We start from the raw sequence: 15,537 nt of genomic DNA, 5'->3' as shown, positions 1-15,537 counted from the left end.
CTGTCTGGGCGGCCCTGTGGGGGCCGCCCGGGTGTGCGGGTCAGGCAGCGGTCATCACCGCGGCGCCGCCCAGCGGGCGGTGCGGGGCGATGATCCGGCCGTCCGGCAGGAGCTCACCGGTGTCCTCGAAGAGGAGAACGCCGTTGCACAGCAGGCTCCATCCCTGTTCCGGGTGATGCGCCACGAGACGGGCGGACTCCCGGTCGGCGGACGCGGCTGACGGGCACGGTGGCTGGTGCTGGCACATGGGTGGGATCTTTCGCTGGGTCGAGAGGTCAGTGATGGATGTGGTGTCTGTCCCGCGGCTCGAAGTACTCATGGCCGCCCCCCGTTGGTGTGTGGTCTGGAACCCAGTGTTGCCCCACGGGCGTCGATCCGCAGGGATTTGACGGCACCGCTTCTCACAGGTTGATGACGCATCACCCGTGCGGACGGTTCATCCCAACTGCAGTACCTCTTCGGGTGGTTCGAGGTGACCGAATAGGGCTAGTCCGGTCGGGTCGGGAAGGCGTCCTCCCTCGTACGAGCGCTGTGGAGCCCCGATGAGCGGGCCGGTGGTCCGGGGTGGTGACAGCGCTGTGCCCCGCGGCCGGTCGTCGGCCGCGGGGCACGGTGGTCGTCGGGTCAGGCGGGTGAGCCGAGCAACGGTCCGGGAGTGACGGGGGTGACCCGGTGGGTGAGTACCGGGAGGAGTTCGGCGACGCGGTGCGGGCGGTGCGCGGCGATGCCGGGAGGGGCGGGTGCCAGGGGGACGAGGAGGTCGGTGGCGGCCGGATGGCCGTCGGCGCCGTCAGCAGTGACGTCGCCGTGCAGCCAGAGGGTCAGCATGTACAGCTCGGGTACGGACAACAGGCGTGCCTGGTAGGGCTGGTGCATGGCTTCCGCCTGCCGCAGGGCGTGTTCCGTGGCGGCGATGTAGGGCCCCTCGAAGAAGCGCGAGAAGGCCCAGCCGTCCGGCGTGAGCATGGTGTCGGCGGCCGCCACCGCGCGGTCCCCGCTGCGGAGCAGGAACCGCCACCCCGCGAGCCGGGTGGTGGACGCGCCGGCGGGCGTGATGCGGTCCAGGACATGGACGGGCAACGGGAGTTCGGGCGTGATCGGTCCCTGCGCCAGGCGCAGGGAGGGCGTTCGGGCTTCGCGGACGGCGGTGGGAGAACCGAGTGCCGTGAGGACGGTGCGCAGGGCGGGCGCGGGAGCCGGAGGTACGTGCAGCGGCATGGTGGGTCGCCTCTCGTTCGACAGGCACAGTGGCGCGAGGGAGGGGGCGGACGGCGCTGTCAGCTCTCGGGTCAGAGGGGCGTGGGGTCTGGATCCGCCGGCAGGAATGCCGCCTGTCGTCGTCACCGTGACGACAGGACCTAGGACCGCGAGCGCAAACTCTCTGCCTCGGTAGCGGAGTTTATACGACACGTGTTCATACAGTGTTTCGGCTAGTCGTCCCGAATATGAAGAACAAGGCACTATTCGGTCGCGAAAACGCGCGCTTCATCCCGGTTCTGCGGGGCCGCATCGCGGTGACCTCGGAATATTTCACCGGAGCGGTCGGCCGATACTCGTCGGCGTTTTTCACGAGATCACGCCGCCCGTAAACTTGCTTATTGCCGCATGCCTCGTGAATGTGCCCGCGGAATCGGACCCCAGCGTAGCGGCCGAAGGGCGCGCGCGGGACGTTATGGATCGCGTTGCCGGGGCATCATCCTCCGTACCCGGGACACCAAGGCCGCCGGATCGTCGGCCTGCCCAGTCGAGGAAGGACATCGCGATGGGGGAGAAGGTCGTTGCAGGGCCGTTCGACCTGAGCGACCGACAGCGCCACCGCGACAAGCTCCGGCAGTGTCTGACGGTGCTGGAGAGGCTGCTGGAGGAGAAGAGGTTCGACCGGCCGAAGAACCTGATGGGCCTGGAGATCGAATTGAATCTCGCGGGGCCCGACGGCATGCCGCGCATGATGAATGCCGAAGTACTGGAGCGGATTGCGAGCAAGGATTTCCAGACAGAACTCGCCATGTTCAACCTGGAAGTCAACATAGCCCCACACCGCTTGGACGGCCGGGTATTCGACCGGCTAGCCGAGGAGTTGCGCACCTCGCTCGCGTACGCCCATCGAAAGGCGAGCGAGGTCGACGCGGGAATCGTGATGATCGGCATCCTGCCGACGCTCGGACAGGACGACCTGGTCTCCGCGAACCTGTCGGACGTCGACCGGTACGCGCTGCTCAACGACCAGATCGTCGCGGCGCGCGGCGAGGACTTCGTGCTCGACATCGACGGGGTGGAACGCCTCGTGTGCCGCTCGGGATCCATCGCGCCCGAAGCCGCCTGCACCTCCGTGCAGTTGCACCTCCAGGTCACCCCGGGCCGCTTCGCGGACGTGTGGAACGCGGCGCAGGTCGTCGCCGCCCCGCAGGTCGCCGTCGGCGCCAACTCGCCCTTCCTGTTCGGCCACGAGCTGTGGCGGGAGTCGCGGCCCCCGCTCTTCCAGCAGTCCACCGACACCCGCCCGCCCGAACTGATGGAACAGGGCGTCCGGCCCCGGACGTGGTTCGGCGAACGCTGGGTCACCTCCGCCTACGACCTCTTCGAGGAGAACCTGCGGTTCTTCCCGCCGCTGCTGCCCATCTGCGACGACGAGGACCCGCTGGAGGTGCTGAACGCCGGCGGAGTGCCGAAACTCGCCGAACTCGTGCTGCACAACGGAACGGTGTACCGGTGGAACCGGCCCGTGTACGACATCGCCGACGGCGTTCCGCATCTGCGGGTCGAGAACCGGGTGCTGCCCGCCGGTCCGACCGTCACCGACGTCGTCGCCAACGCCGCGTTCTACTACGGGCTGGTGCGCGCGCTGGCCGAGGAGTCCCGGCCGGTGTGGACGCGGCTTCCCTTCGAGGCCGCCGCCGCCAACTTCGACGCGGCCTGCAAGCACGGCATCGAGGCGCGCCTGGAGTGGCCGCGGCGCGGACGCCACAGCGGCACCGTCCAGGTGGACGCCGCGCAGCTGATCAGCGACGAACTGCTCCCGCTGGCAGCCGCCGGACTGGACGCGTGGGGCATCGAACCCGCCGACCGGGACCTGTACCTGGGTGTGATCGAGGACCGCTGCCGGCTGCGCACGAACGGCGCGACCTGGCAGGCCGCCACCTTCCACCGGGCACTGGAGAAGGGCCTCGGACGGGATGCCGCCCTGGCCGCGACGACCAGGCGCTACGGCGAACTCATGCACCTCGGGGACCCGGTGCACACCTGGCCGGTCGGGCTGCCGGAGCCGGCTCCGCTGGCGTGAGGTGACGGGGTGGCGGTCGGCCCGTGCTGCCGGGGGCTCAGCCGGTGATGCCGGAGCCGGCCGCCACGATCGCCTTGAGCATCACGGCGTGGATCTGTGCCGGGTCGTTGACCTGCTGACCCGATCCACCGGTCGCCCTGGCGATCTGGTCGACCTCCTCCTTGTCGGCGTCGGGACCCACCGCGATCGCGATCAGCGGCACCGGGTGCTCCGGGTCGGTCAGCTTCTGCAACTCGGCGACGAGGTTGGAGCGGGAGATGCTGCCCGGGTCCTGGTTGGCGCCGTCCGTCAGGACGACGAGCGCGTTGAACTTGCCCTTCGCGTAGGACGCGACGGCCGCCTTGTACGCGGCGAGCGTGGTGTCGTACAGGCCGGTGGCCCCGTCGGGGACCGGCTCCAGGGAGCTGAACGCGGCCGACAGTTTCTCGCGCTGGGTTCCCGCGCCCTTCGAGTCGCCGAGCCGGGCGGTGGGCACGAGCACGCGGTAGTCCTTGTCGCCGTCGAGCTTCGTGGAGAACTTCCACAGCCCGATCTCGTCCTCGGGCGTGAAGGTGGCGAGGGCCTGGAGCAGGGACGACTTGGTGACGTCCATGCGGGACTGGTCGGTCCCGGCCACCGGTTCGCTCATGGACGCGGAGGCGTCGACGACCGTGGTGATCCGGGCGCTCTGCACGGTGATCGTCCACATGCCGAGGGCTTCCTTGACCGCGGAGGGCGACTCGGGTTCCGTGGCGGTCCGGGTGTACGGCTGCGGGGAGCTGCCGCCGGCCGCGGTGACCAGCGCCCTGGACGGGCTCTGCGCGTCCGTTCGGAAGCCGTACTTCCGCAGGATCCTCTGTGGTGCGGGTTCTCCCAGCAGAGTCATGAACCGCAGGGCGGCGCGGCTCTCGTCGGTGCTCTGCCCTGCCTCGTCGACCAGGGTGTAGGGGTAGTCGAGCAGCGGAGTGCCGTCCTTCGGGTAGAACAGGTCGAGGTCCTGCCCGCCCTCGTCCGAGGCGTTGTGCGCGAACGCCGCCTGCTCGGAGAGGATCAGTGCCTGGTTCCGCTTCGGGTTGCCCCGCTCGGTGCCGGAGTCGTCGCGGGGGAGTGTGTCGAGGACCTGGGTGTCGCTGTCCGAGGTGCGCTGCGAGAGGGCCTTGGCCATGGCGGCGGCCTGGGTGTCACCACCCTTGACGCGGGACGCGGCCGCGCTGATCCGGGTGAGGGCGAGCAGACCCGTCGAGCTGCGGGTCGGGTCGGCCGCGCCCAGCTTGAGCTTGTCGTCCTGCATCGTCGCGCCGACCAGTTCGGTCCACGCGTAGGTCTTCTCGGGCCAGCCGAGCGTTTTCGCGGCCGCCGGGACCATGGCGACGCCCACGGGGGTGGAGGCAATGTTGCCGGCGCCGGTGACCTGGGTCGCGGTGGTGGCCCCGGTGACGCGCTCCACCCACAGCCCCGAGTCGGGCACCCAGACCTGAATGCCGGTCGGCTTGCCGGTCTGGAGCGAGTCGGTGACCTTGTAGGACTCGCGAGCGGTCACCCGGACGTCGAGGCAGCGGCCGTCCGAGGTGATGTTCTTCTCGCGTGCGTACGCCGCGGCGGCCGTGAGGGCGGGCGTGATGTCCGGCGATGCGGCCACCGCGAGCTGCACGGCGTCGTCCTTGCAGGAGCCGCCGAAGGAGAACAGACCGCCGCGGACCGCGACGGCCGTGCCGCCGGCGACGGTGAGGACGAGCACGGTCGCGACAGCCACCGTGCGGCGGCGTGCGCGGATCCGGGGGTCGGCGGTGCCCGCCCGGCGCTCGTCGGGCAAGCTGTGACGTCCCATGACGGTGTGGTCCCTCCGAGGTGAGCCTGAGCCGTGGGACAGCCGTAAAACAGGCAAAGGGGGAAGTACACCCCGTACGGAGCCCGTGTCCCCCAACGGCCTGTCGCGCACGATCTTCGTAACTTCTTTCGAGACCCTAGCGGGGCGAAGATGGGGATGAGGCGCGATTACTCAACTGGAGGCGGGAGTGCAGGTGGAGGCGGGCTCGGTGGCCGATTCTTTTCCCGAAGCGGGGCTGACACGACGGATTTTCCGGGATGAGACGCTGCTCGTCCTGGCGCTGTCGCTCGGTGCGAGCGGAGTGTCCGCCCTGATCAGCTTTGTCGGATCGGTCACCAAACCAGGGGGCTTGAAGGATCAGGCGGCCACGCTCAACGCCTCGGCCGCACCGGGGCGTCCGTGGCTCGATCTGGCCTGGCAGCTCTTCGGTATCGCGTCCGCTCTGGTGCCGGTCGCGCTCGTCGCGCACCTGCTGATGCGCGAGGGCAAGGGCCTGCGCGTGATCGGCTTCGACCGTACGCGGCCGGGGCCGGACCTCGGGCGGGGTGCCCTCGTCGCGGCCGTGATCGGCAGTACGGGGATCGCCTTCTATCTCGGGGCCCGCGCGTTCGGCGCCAACCTCACGGTGGTGCCGGAGGCGTTGCCCGACGTCTGGTGGAAGTTCCCGGTGCTGATCCTCTCGGCGGTGCAGAACGCCGTACTGGAGGAGGTCATCGTCGTCGGCTACCTGCTGCGCCGGCTCGGACAGTTGGGCTGGACGCCGGGGACGGCCCTGGTGGCGAGCGCGGTGCTGCGCGGCTCGTACCACCTCTATCAGGGCATCGGCGGGTTCGTCGGCAACATGGCGATGGGCGTCGTCTTCGTCTACCTGTACCGGCGTTGGGGCCGGGTCGGGCCGCTCGTGGTGGCGCACTCGCTGCTCGACATCGGCGCGTTCGTCGGGTACGCCCTGCTCGCAGGCAAGGTGGGGTGGCTCCCGACGGCATGAGCGCGGGAAGCGGACCACGAAGGGGCGTACGGCATCGGCGTACGCCCCTTCGCATGCCGGGACGCGGGGTGCGGCCGGCCCCACGTCCCGGGCGGCGTCACGCCAGCAGCTCGCCGTCGACGACGGTGACCGCTTGCCCGGTGAGGAGGGTGCGCTCGCCGCGCAGTTCCGTGCGGACCAGGCCGGAACGGGGTGAGGCCTGCAGTCCCGTCAGAGTGGTCCGGCCGAGGCGCTCGGACCAGAAGGGGGCGAGGGCGGTGTGCGCGCTGCCGGTCACCGGGTCCTCGTCGATGCCCACGTTGGGGAAGAAGCAGCGCGAGACGAAGTCGTAGCCCCGGGAGGGGTCCTCGGCGCGAGCGGTCGTGATGATGCCCCGCTTCGAGTAGCGGGCCAGCGCCTTGTGGTCCGGGGCGAGTCCGAGCACCGTCCTCTCGTCGGTGACCTCGATGAGCAGGTCCCCGGTGTTGGGGCCGGTGTCGAAGGTGGCCAGCGGTTCGGCGCCGAGGGCCTCGGCGACGCCGTTCGGGGCTGCCACCGGGGTGAGCGGAGCGGTCGGGAAGTCCAGCGTGATCGAGCCGTCGTCGCCGGGGGTCGCGACGAGAACGCCGCTGCGCGTGGTGAACCGCACCGGACCCCGATGCGCGCCCGTCGTGTGCAGGACGTGCGCGGCGGCGAGCGTCGCGTGCCCGCACAGGGCGACCTCGGTGGTGGGGGTGAACCAGCGCAGCGCCCAGTCGGCCTCACCGCCGGCGGGGAGCGGGTGGGTGAACGCCGTCTCCGCGTGGTTCACCTCCACGGCCACGTTCTGGAGCCAGGCGTCGTCCGGGAACGAGTCGAGGAGGAGGACCCCGGCCGGGTTGCCGGCGAAGGGGCGGTCGGTGAAGGCGTCGACGATACGAATGCGCATGGTCCGAAGCTAGCCGCCGTGCGAGGCGGCGGGCCAAGGCCAATCCGGTGCGGCTGGACCCAAGACGGCGCGGCGGTGACCGCGTCCCGTGAACACCCGCCCGGCAGAAGGAAGACGGCGAAGCTCGCGCGAGCCGCGAGCCGCGAGCCGCGAGCCGCGAGCCGCGAGCCGCGAGCCGCGAGCCGCGAGCCGGGGCCGGGACGCCGTCGCGCCGACGGGGAGACCGGGTGGTCGCGGCGAGGGCCGGTGGCCGCGCGGCCGGCGCGGGGAATGACGGTGTGGCTGAGCGGATCCCGCTAGGACTCCGTGACGGCGGTACCGGCGTCGCGTGCGCGCGCCGCGGCCGCCGCGTCCAGCAGCGACCAGCCGTCGATCTCCACCGACCGCCGCTCCTCGGGGCGCCACCCGCGGGCCAGAGCCACGTCCAACAGGGCCCGGACCGCTCCCGGCTCGTGCAGGTTCAGGTCGGCGCCCCGGGTGAAGCCGACGTCCCCGGAGCCCAGCGGTGCCCCTCCCGGGATGTACCTGCCGGGCCCCTCGGTGAACACGACACGCAGCACGCCGCCGGTGCCGGACGGCTGCGGGGTCAAGGTGAGGACCTCGCGGCAGTCGACCGGACGTCCGCCGGGATCCGGCCGGTGGCTGTGGCGCAGCCCCCACAGATACACGCGCCCGTCGGCGACGAGCCGACGGGGCTGGTTCGCACGGCGTGGCATGCGAGCGAGGCTACGGGGTCCCACCGACACGCGCGACGACGAACCGTCATCGCCCGCCCCCTGTCCGCCAGGTGGTCGAGGTCTGGCCACGGCCCCCTGGTCGACTCCTGCCGGGCCGCGAGGTGTGATCAGGGGCGGTCGGGTGCGGCCCGAGCAGGGGCTCAAGCGGATCGCCCTGGCGCCGGGGCGGGCGATCGGGGCGGTTGGTGCGTCGCATCCGTTCCCCCGGCTCACCGTATGCGGAGCCTCCGACAGTGCCCGAGGCGGACGTCCGGGCCGGGGCGGTGTGTGGCGGGCCGGGTCGACGGTCGACGGTCGGGGTGGAGGTCGGACACGGTCCGCTCGGTGCGGGGTTGTCTTCCGAGTGGTTCCGATATATCGTTGACGCATCGCGACCGATCAACGATGGAATGGAGTGATTGCGATGCGTTCCCGTGGAGAAGACTTCGGATACGAGCACGAACACGGACATGGACACCACGGCGGACCCGGCCATCGAGGTCGGGGCGGCTTCGAGGGGCGACGCGGGGCTTTCGGGCCCTTCGGGCCGGGCGGACCCGGTGGCCCCGGCTTCGGTGGACCGGGCTTCGGCGCCGGCCCCTGGGGCGGGCGTGGCGGTCGGGGCGGACCGCGGGGGAGGGCGCGGCGCGGCGACGTGCGCGCGTCGATCCTCGCTCTGCTCAAGGACCGGCCCATGCACGGTTACGAGATGATCCAGGAGATCGCCGAGCGCAGCGGCGGGGCGTGGAAGCCCAGCCCGGGTTCGGTGTACCCGACCCTCCAACTGCTGGAGGACGAGGGCCTGATCACCAGTGAGGCGGAGGGCGGCAAGAAGCTGTTCTCGCTCACCGAGTCCGGCCGCACCGCGGCCGACGAGGGACCCGACGCGCCCTGGGAAGAGGCCGGGCGCGGGGTCGACTGGGAAACGCTGCACGAGATCCGGCAGGCCGGATTCGGCCTCATGGAGGCCTTCGGCCAGGTCTGGAAGACCGGCAGCAAGGATCAGCGCGAGAAGGCGCTGAAGGTCATCAACGAAGCCCGCAAGAAGCTGTACCTGATCCTCGCCGACGAGGACTGACGGCATGCTGTGGTACCTGCCGGCGCCCCGTGGAAGTGTTTCCGCGGGGCGCCTTTCCGCTTACGGGGTGCCGGATCCCGCCGTGCGCGAGGCGGAACCGCGCGGGACTCAGGCCACCAGTCCGGACAGCTTGCGCAACGACTCGTCGAGCGCGGCCGTCGCCGAGTCCTTGAGTTTGCCGGCCATGAGGGAGACCGCGGCACCCGTGAACTCGCCGTCGATCCGCACCGACGTGGCGTCCCGTTCGGGGGTGAGCGTGTAGCGGGTGGTGACGTTCACCGCCATCGGGCCCTTGCCGCGGATGGCCAGGACGCGGCCGGGCTCCAGTTCCTCGATCGTCCAGATGACCTCGGCCGGGAAGCCCATGAGCTTCATGTTCTCCGCGAAGGTGCCGCCCACTTCGAACTTCTCGGGTCCGCCGTTCGGGAAGTTCGTGTGCGTCGCGTTCCACTCCCCGTATCCCGGCCAGTCCGTGAGCCGGTCCCAGATCTTCTCGGCGGGCGCCTCGATGCGTGCTTCCGCGCTGACTTCGGCCATGCGACCACCCCTTCGTGTCGGCGGCTGCGCCCGGCGCAGCTCCGGTGTCGCGGAACGTAGCCGCAGGCCCGGCAACATTCAATACTGATGAACCGTCAGAATCGCGGGACGTGGCGGAGGGGCGCGGAGCGAGGGGGCAAGGCGGCGCGCCCCCTCGGGGAGAATCGGCGCGAAGTCATCCGCAGGGAGGAGAATCCGCACCGGGTTGCCCACCCTGTGTCGGACGCCAAGATGCTGCCCGCCGGGGATGCCCCGGCTCCGCGGGGCTGATGAGGTGGGAGATGTGTCGTCCCTCATCCCCCAGCAGTCCGCCGCCGCGAGCGGCCCGAGCCTTCCTGACAACGATGCCGGTCTCAGCGCGGAGCTGGCCTCGGTGGTCTCCGGTGCGCGAAGACGGGCGCTGCGGGACGGCGACCGGCAGATCGACACGGCTCATCTGCTGCACTCGCTGCTGGAGTCCGACCCCGAGGTGCGCGCCGCGTTCGACGGGGGAGCACAGCTCGCCCGGCTCCTCGGCTACCTCGTGCAGCGCAGCATCGGTTACGGGCTGCGCTGGCAGGGCACCGTCGAGGATTCCGGCGCCGTCCCGGTCGTCACCGAGGCGGGCTGGTCGCCCGCGGCGGCCGGCGCGATGGAGCGGGCGCAGGAGAGTGCCCTGGTGCGCGGGGACGAACGCGCCCGAGGCCTCGACCTGCTCGCCGCGCTCGTCGCCGATCCCCGGTCGAGGGCGGTCGAGGTCCTCGCGCACGCCGGGGTCGACGTCCCGGTGCTGCCGGAAGGGGCGGCGACGGAGTCCAGTCGTTGAGACAGGTGTCATCGGGGATGACGGTCATGTCATCGCCTGTCATCATGTGCCCGTGCATACGTCTCAGGGGAGTCAGGGCAGTGGTGGCAGAGGGGTGGGGCTGGGGCTCGCGCTCGTGTCGGCGGTCGCCTTCGGCGGATCGGGTGTCGCGGCCAAGCCGCTGATCGAGGCGGGGCTCGACCCACTCCACGTCGTGTGGCTGAGGGTCGCGGGCGCGGCGCTGGTCATGCTGCCGTGGGCGGTCCGGCACCGGGCGCTGGTCAGGCGCCGTCCCGCGCTGCTCGCCGGCTTCGGGCTCCTCGGCGTGGCCGGTGTCCAGGCCTGCTACTTCGCCGCCATCTCCCGTATCCCCGTGGGTGTCGCCCTGCTCGTGGAGTACCTCGCTCCCGCTCTGGTCCTCGGCTGGGTGCGGTTCGTGCAGCGCAGGCCCGTCACCCGTGCCGCCGCGCTCGGCGTCGTCCTCGCCGCCGGCGGACTGGCCTGCGTGGTCGAGGTGTGGTCGGGGCTGAGCTTCGACCTCCTGGGGCTCCTGCTCGCGCTCGGCGCCGCCTGCTGCCAGGTCGGCTACTTCGTGCTGTCCGACCAGGGCGGCGACGCCGGCGACGAGGCACCCGAACCGCTCGGTGTCATCGCGTACGGGCTGCTCGTCGGCACGGTCGTGCTGACCGCCGTCGCCCGCCCGTGGACGATGGACTGGTCCGTCCTCGGCGGCAGCGCGGACATGAACGGCACGTCCGTCCTCGCCTCGCTGCTCCTCGGCTGGATCGTGCTGATCGCCACCGTCGTCGCCTACGTCACCGGGGTGCTCTCGGTGCGCAGGCTCTCCCCGCAGGTCGCGGGCGTGGTCGCCTGCCTCGAAGCGGTGATCGCCACCGTCCTCGCCTGGGTGCTGCTCGGCGAGCATCTCTCGGCTCCGCAGATCGTCGGCGGAGCGGTCGTCCTGCTCGGCGCCTTCATCGCGCAGTCGTCGGCTCCGGCGAAGCCCTCCGACGGACCGGTGGCCGGTGGGCCGGGCGACGCCGAAAGGGAGTTGTCGGCCCACGGAACCGCCGTCTAGGCTGCGGATCATGCCAGCGACGCTCGTTCTTCCGCCTCCGGCCGCCTGAGGCGGGCGTACCGAAGACCCGCCCGGCCCGCGCCGGGCGGAACGGCGCTGCCCGCAGAAGAAGCCCGAGGACCTTTCCGTACGTCCCTGCCGCCACGGCCGGGACGGCGACGTGGTCCCTTCCCGAACTTCTGCGGAACTGCGGAGAGAACACGTGTCGAACGCGAACACTTCTTCCGGCCTGCCCATCGGGCGAGGTCTGCTCTTTCTGATCGTCGCCGGTGCCGCCTGGGGCACCGCGGGCGCGGCCGCGTCATTGGTCTACCGGGCCGGTGACATGGGGCCGGTCGCCCTCTCCTTCTGGCGTTGCGCGGGCGGGCTCGCCCTGCTGCTCGCCGCGCGGGTGCGGCCGGGGCGGCGCCCGGTCCGTCCCGTCATCAGGGAGCCGCTCGGCGGCAGGGCGCTGCGGATCGGTCTCACGGGGATCGGCCTCGCGGTCTTCCAGACCGCCTACTTCGCCGCTGTCGAGGCGACCGGGCTCGCGGTGGCGACCGTCGTCACGCTGGGCGCGGGGCCGGTGCTCATCGCGCTCGGCGCGCGGGTCACCATGGGGGAGCGGCTCGGGCGTGGCGGGAGCGCGGCCGTCGTCGGGGCGCTCGCCGGGCTCGGGGTGCTGGTCCTGGGGGGTGAGGGCGCGACCGTACGGCCCTGGGGCGTCCTGCTCGCCCTGCTCTCGGCGGCCGGATACTCGGCGATGACGCTGCTCACCCGCTGGTGGGGTCGCGACGGCCGGGCCGACGGGTCCGCCACGACGGTGGGGGCGTTCGCCGTCACCACCGTGTGCCTGCTGCCCTTCGCGCTCGCCGAGGGACTGACGCCGCACACCGCGCACCCGGTCCGGACGCTGGTCCTGCTCGCGTACATCGCAGCGGTTCCCACGGCGCTGGCCTACGCCCTCTTCTTCGCGGGTGCCGCCGTCGTCCGCTCGGCGACGGTGTCCGTGATCATGCTGCTGGAACCGGTCAGCGCGGCGGTGCTCGCCGTCTGCCTGCTCGGCGAGCGGCTGACCCTGCCGACCGTGGTCGGCACGCTCGTCATGCTCGGCTCGGTCGGGGGACTCGCGGTGGCGGAGGCGCGCGCCGCGGGGGCCGACCGGCGTTCGACGGCGGAGCCGGAGGCGGCGCTCGTGTGAGGACGTCGGGGTGGTGGTGGGGGCCGACCGGCCCGCACCGCCACCCGGCTCCATGGTCCGGCCGCGCCGGCGGCGGGTGATGCGCGACCGGTGAGCCGTCAGCCGGCCAGGTAGTCAGGCAGCTCGATGCCCGGGGCCAGGTCGTCCGCCGGGACGGGGGTGCCGTGTCCCCTGGTCACGGGGATCACGCCGGTCCAGTACGGAAGCCCGAGGTCCTCCTCGTCGTCGTTCGGACCGCCGGTGCGCAGCTTGGCGGAGACCTCGTTCAGGTCGAGGCTGATCACGGCGGTGGCCGCGAGTTCCTTGGCGTTCGCGGGCCGGGAGTCGGCCGAGCGTCCGGCGACGACGTGGTCGACCAGCGCGTCCAGGGCCAGGCGCTTCTCCTCGGGGTCCGTCACCTGGTGGGCGATGCCGTGCACCACCACGGAGCGGTAGTTGATCGAGTGGTGGAAGGCGGAGCGGGCGAGGACGAGTCCGTCCACGTGCGTCACGGTGAGGCACACGGCCAGACCGGGATCGGCCTGGCCGGTCATCCGCAGCGGGCGGGACCCGGTGGAACCGTGGACGTAGAGACGCTCACCGGCCCGCGCGTACAGCGTCGGCAGCACGACCGGGGCGCCGTCGCGGACGAAGCCGAGGTGGCAGACGTATCCCTCGTCGAGTATCGCGTGCACCATCTCGTGGTCGTACGCGGCACGCTCCTTGGAGCGGGTCGGGACGGTGCGGTCGGTCGGGGTGTAGGCAGCGGACTGCGTCGTCCTCGGCTGGGTGCTCGTCTCCGGCATTGCCTTCTCCATTGCACTGGTGCATAATCTTGTTTGTGCTAGGAGAGTATCGGATCGAAGGGCGCCGCGCAGCCGACATCGCTGCCAGTGTCGAGCGCGCGGTGGGGTCGGGGGAGCTGGAGCCGGGGCAACTGCTCCCGCCGATGAGGGAGTTGGCGGAGCGGCTCGGGGTCAATCCCAATACGGTCGCGGCCGCCTATCGCACGCTGCGGGAACGCGGGGTGATCGAGACCGCGGGCCGGCGGGGCAGCCGGGTGCGGTCGAAGCCGGTCACCACGGGACGGGAGTACCTCCGGGTGGAGGTCCCCGAGGGCGTTCGGGACCTCGCCCACGGCAACCCCGACCGGGCGCTGCTGCCCGGCCTCGCCTCAGCCTTCGCCGTGGCGGGCCGGGAGTCCGACCTGCACCCCGTGCAGTACGGGGAGGACGCCGTGGAGCCGGAGTTGGGGCGGATCGCCCGCGCCGACCTCGACGCGGACGGGGTGCCCGAGGGCCCCGTGGTCGTGACCTCCGGATCGCTCGACGCCATCGAGCGGGTCCTGGCCGCGCACCTCAAGCCCGGCGACGCGGTGGCGGTCGAGGACCCCGGCTGGGGCAGTGTGTTCGACCTCGCTCCGGTCCTCGGCCTGCGGACGGTCGGGGTCGGTGTCGACGACGAGGGCCCGCTGCCCGACGACGTACGGCGCGCGCTGGCCGGCGGGGCGCGGGCCCTGATCGTCACCGACCGGGCGCAGAACCCCACCGGCGCCGCGGTGACCGCCGCACGCGCGCGTGCCCTGCGCTCCGTGCTCGCCGAGTACCCCGAGACCCTGCTCGTCGAGGACGACCACGGTCACCGGATCGTCGATGTGCCCCTGCATCCACTCGCCGGGGTCACCCGCCACTGGGCGTTCGTGCGCTCCGCCGCGAAGGCCTACGGGCCCGACCTGCGGCTCGCCGTGCTCACCGGGGACGCCGTCACGGTCGACCGCGTGCACGGCCGGCAGCGGCTCGGCCCCGGCTGGGTGAGCCGGCTGCTGCAGAAGGCCGTGGTCCATCTGTGGACCTCCGGCGCGGTGGACGTGGTCGCCGTGTCGGACGCCTACGGAAAGCGCCGCGACGCCCTGATCTCCGCCCTGGAGGCGCGTGGCGTCGCGGCGCACGGGCGGAGCGGCATGAACGTCTGGATCCCCGTCCCGGACGAGACCGGCGCCGTCGCCCGTCTGTTGCACGCCGGCTGGGCGGTCGCCCCCGGCGCCCGGTTCCGGATGAGCGCGCCGCCCGGCATCCGGATCACCGTCTCTCCCCTCGGGTTCGACGACATGGAACCGCTCGCGGACGCCGTGGCCGCGGCCGTGGGTCCCGGTCCCGCCCGCCGCTACGTCTGAGATGCGCGGGCCACGTCGACGCCGGGGTGCCTGAGGTTGGCGCCCTGGACGCACCGGACGCCCCGGGATCAGCGGCGCGGCTTCGCCTGGGTCAGGGCCGCGCCCGCCAGGACGATCACCGCGCCGACCGGGGTCGACCAGGCCAGCGACTCGCCGAGGATCGCGACACCGGCGGCGGTGGCGATGACCGGGATGAAGTACGTGACCATCTGCGCCGTCGTCGGGCCGACCTCGGCGACGATGCCGTACTGCAGGAAGATCGCGAAGCCGGTGCCGAGTGCGCCCAGAGCGACGATCGCGAGCAAGGGAACCACCGGGAATCGGCTCGGCAGCGAAGTGAACAGCGGTGTGACGACGGCGAGTTGTACGGTCGCCAGGAGCAACTGGGCGCCGGTCATGGACAGGTGCGAGGCGCCGGTGCCGGCCAGGGTGCGGCGGACGTAGATCCAGCCGACCGGGTAGCTGAGCGAGGCGAGCAGGGCCATCGCGGTGCCGGTGGCGTCGAGACCGTGGAAGCCCTGCCAGACGCCGAGGACGGTCAGGACGCCGAGGAAGCCGATGCCGAGGCCGGCGACCCTGCGCCGGGTGGGCCGGTCCTCGGAGAGGGCGACCAGGGAGAGCGCCATGCCCCACAGCGGTGACGTCGCGTTGCAGATGCCGGCGAGCGTGGACGGGATGGTCAGCTCGGAGTAGGCGAACAGGGAGAACGGCAGCGCGTTCAGCAGCAGGGCGGCGACCGTGAGATGGCCCCAGGTGCGCGCCCCGCGCGGCAGCCGCTCCCGCTTCACCGCCATCGCGGCCACCAGCACCGCCGTCCCGAACAGCAGCCGGCCGAAGGTGACCTGGAAGGGCGCGTAGCCGTCCGTGCCGACCTTGATGAGCAGGAAGCTGAACCCCCAGACCAGGGACAGGACACCGAACCGGATCCGCCAGTCCAGGGCGGTACGGGGGCGGGCCGGGGCGCCGGTCGGCGATGCGGTGCGGGGCGTGGCGACGGTGGTCATGAGGCCACGATGCGGCACCGCGATGT

Annotated in this window: 15 protein-coding genes; 7 read left to right on the top strand and 8 right to left on the bottom strand. The window is 72.0% G+C overall.

From position 1 onward, the window contains the following. Positions 1–40: 40 nt before the first annotated feature. Together B0675_RS32745 and B0675_RS32740 are read right to left on the bottom strand one after the other, a co-directional pair. Positions 41–247 carry a DUF5999 family protein gene (locus tag B0675_RS32745; RefSeq protein ID WP_081223229.1) on the bottom strand — a complete coding sequence of 69 codons (207 nt, stop codon included), beginning with the start codon at positions 245–247 and terminating at the stop codon, positions 41–43. A 377-nt stretch (positions 248–624) separates the two neighbouring features. Continuing rightward, entirely contained in the window at positions 625–1,218 is a 594-nt protein-coding gene (locus tag B0675_RS32740; RefSeq protein ID WP_081223228.1) for a hypothetical protein, read from the bottom strand. A 544-nt stretch (positions 1,219–1,762) separates the two neighbouring features. Between B0675_RS32740 and B0675_RS32735 the strand changes: the two genes are divergently transcribed. Beyond that, positions 1,763–3,280 (top strand): glutamate-cysteine ligase family protein, encoded by a 1,518-nt coding sequence (locus B0675_RS32735; RefSeq protein ID WP_081223227.1) that lies wholly within the window; start codon positions 1,763–1,765, stop codon positions 3,278–3,280. Between the two features lie 37 nt (positions 3,281–3,317). Here B0675_RS32735 and B0675_RS32730 read toward each other — a convergent pair whose 3' ends face one another. After that, on the bottom strand, positions 3,318–5,087 hold the full coding sequence (locus tag B0675_RS32730; protein WP_081223226.1) for a substrate-binding domain-containing protein: 1,770 nt from the start codon (positions 5,085–5,087) through the stop codon (positions 3,318–3,320). Positions 5,088–5,274: 187 nt separating this feature from the next. Here B0675_RS32730 and B0675_RS32725 point away from each other — a divergent pair, with 187 nt between their 5' ends. Next, entirely contained in the window at positions 5,275–6,075 is an 801-nt protein-coding gene (locus B0675_RS32725; RefSeq protein ID WP_081223225.1) for a CPBP family intramembrane glutamic endopeptidase, read from the top strand. A gap of 97 nt (positions 6,076–6,172) precedes the next feature. Here B0675_RS32725 and B0675_RS32720 read toward each other — a convergent pair whose 3' ends face one another. Then, positions 6,173–6,982, bottom strand: a complete 810-nt coding sequence (locus tag B0675_RS32720) for a PhzF family phenazine biosynthesis protein (protein WP_081223224.1) — start codon at positions 6,980–6,982, stop codon at positions 6,173–6,175. 296 nt (positions 6,983–7,278) lie between these two features. Next, positions 7,279–7,698, bottom strand: coding sequence for a hypothetical protein (locus tag B0675_RS32715; protein ID WP_179165485.1), 420 nt, complete (start codon positions 7,696–7,698; stop codon positions 7,279–7,281). A gap of 424 nt (positions 7,699–8,122) precedes the next feature. Here B0675_RS32715 and B0675_RS32710 point away from each other — a divergent pair, with 424 nt between their 5' ends. Next, positions 8,123–8,776, top strand: coding sequence for a PadR family transcriptional regulator (locus tag B0675_RS32710; protein WP_081223223.1), 654 nt, complete (start codon positions 8,123–8,125; stop codon positions 8,774–8,776). Positions 8,777–8,884: 108 nt separating this feature from the next. On the opposite strand, the gene B0675_RS32705 is transcribed toward B0675_RS32710, so the two are convergent. Further along, positions 8,885–9,313 (bottom strand): SRPBCC family protein, encoded by a 429-nt coding sequence (locus B0675_RS32705; protein ID WP_081223222.1) that lies wholly within the window; start codon positions 9,311–9,313, stop codon positions 8,885–8,887. A gap of 274 nt (positions 9,314–9,587) precedes the next feature. On the opposite strand from B0675_RS32705, the gene B0675_RS32700 reads away from it, so the two are divergent. The 3 genes from B0675_RS32700 (at position 9,588) to B0675_RS32690 (ending at position 12,355) form a co-directional block, all read left to right on the top strand. Further along, positions 9,588–10,118: a Clp protease N-terminal domain-containing protein gene (locus B0675_RS32700; protein ID WP_081223221.1), complete on the top strand. Its 531-nt coding sequence runs from the start codon at positions 9,588–9,590 to the stop codon at positions 10,116–10,118. Positions 10,119–10,164: 46 nt separating this feature from the next. After that, positions 10,165–11,175 (top strand): EamA family transporter, encoded by a 1,011-nt coding sequence (locus tag B0675_RS32695; RefSeq protein WP_081223220.1) that lies wholly within the window; start codon positions 10,165–10,167, stop codon positions 11,173–11,175. Between the two features lie 202 nt (positions 11,176–11,377). Next, positions 11,378–12,355, top strand: coding sequence for an EamA family transporter (locus tag B0675_RS32690; protein WP_107482894.1), 978 nt, complete (start codon positions 11,378–11,380; stop codon positions 12,353–12,355). Positions 12,356–12,453: 98 nt separating this feature from the next. Here B0675_RS32690 and B0675_RS32685 read toward each other — a convergent pair whose 3' ends face one another. Further along, entirely contained in the window at positions 12,454–13,140 is a 687-nt protein-coding gene (locus tag B0675_RS32685; RefSeq protein WP_081223219.1) for a pyridoxamine 5'-phosphate oxidase family protein, read from the bottom strand. 35 nt (positions 13,141–13,175) lie between these two features. Between B0675_RS32685 and B0675_RS32680 the strand changes: the two genes are divergently transcribed. Further along, positions 13,176–14,507 (top strand): aminotransferase class I/II-fold pyridoxal phosphate-dependent enzyme, encoded by a 1,332-nt coding sequence (locus B0675_RS32680; RefSeq protein WP_081223218.1) that lies wholly within the window; start codon positions 13,176–13,178, stop codon positions 14,505–14,507. Between the two features lie 68 nt (positions 14,508–14,575). Here the strand turns inward: B0675_RS32680 and B0675_RS32675 are convergent, their stop codons facing one another. Further along, positions 14,576–15,511: a DMT family transporter gene (locus B0675_RS32675; RefSeq protein ID WP_107482958.1), complete on the bottom strand. Its 936-nt coding sequence runs from the start codon at positions 15,509–15,511 to the stop codon at positions 14,576–14,578. Positions 15,512–15,537: the final 26 nt, after the last annotated feature.

Origin of the sequence: Streptomyces sp. M41(2017), assembly GCF_002078175.1 — a bacterium.
GTDB lineage: Bacteria > Actinomycetota > Actinomycetes > Streptomycetales > Streptomycetaceae > Streptomyces.
The sequence above is the reverse complement of the archived record's forward strand: the minus strand, read 5'-3'. Positions and strand labels throughout refer to the sequence as shown.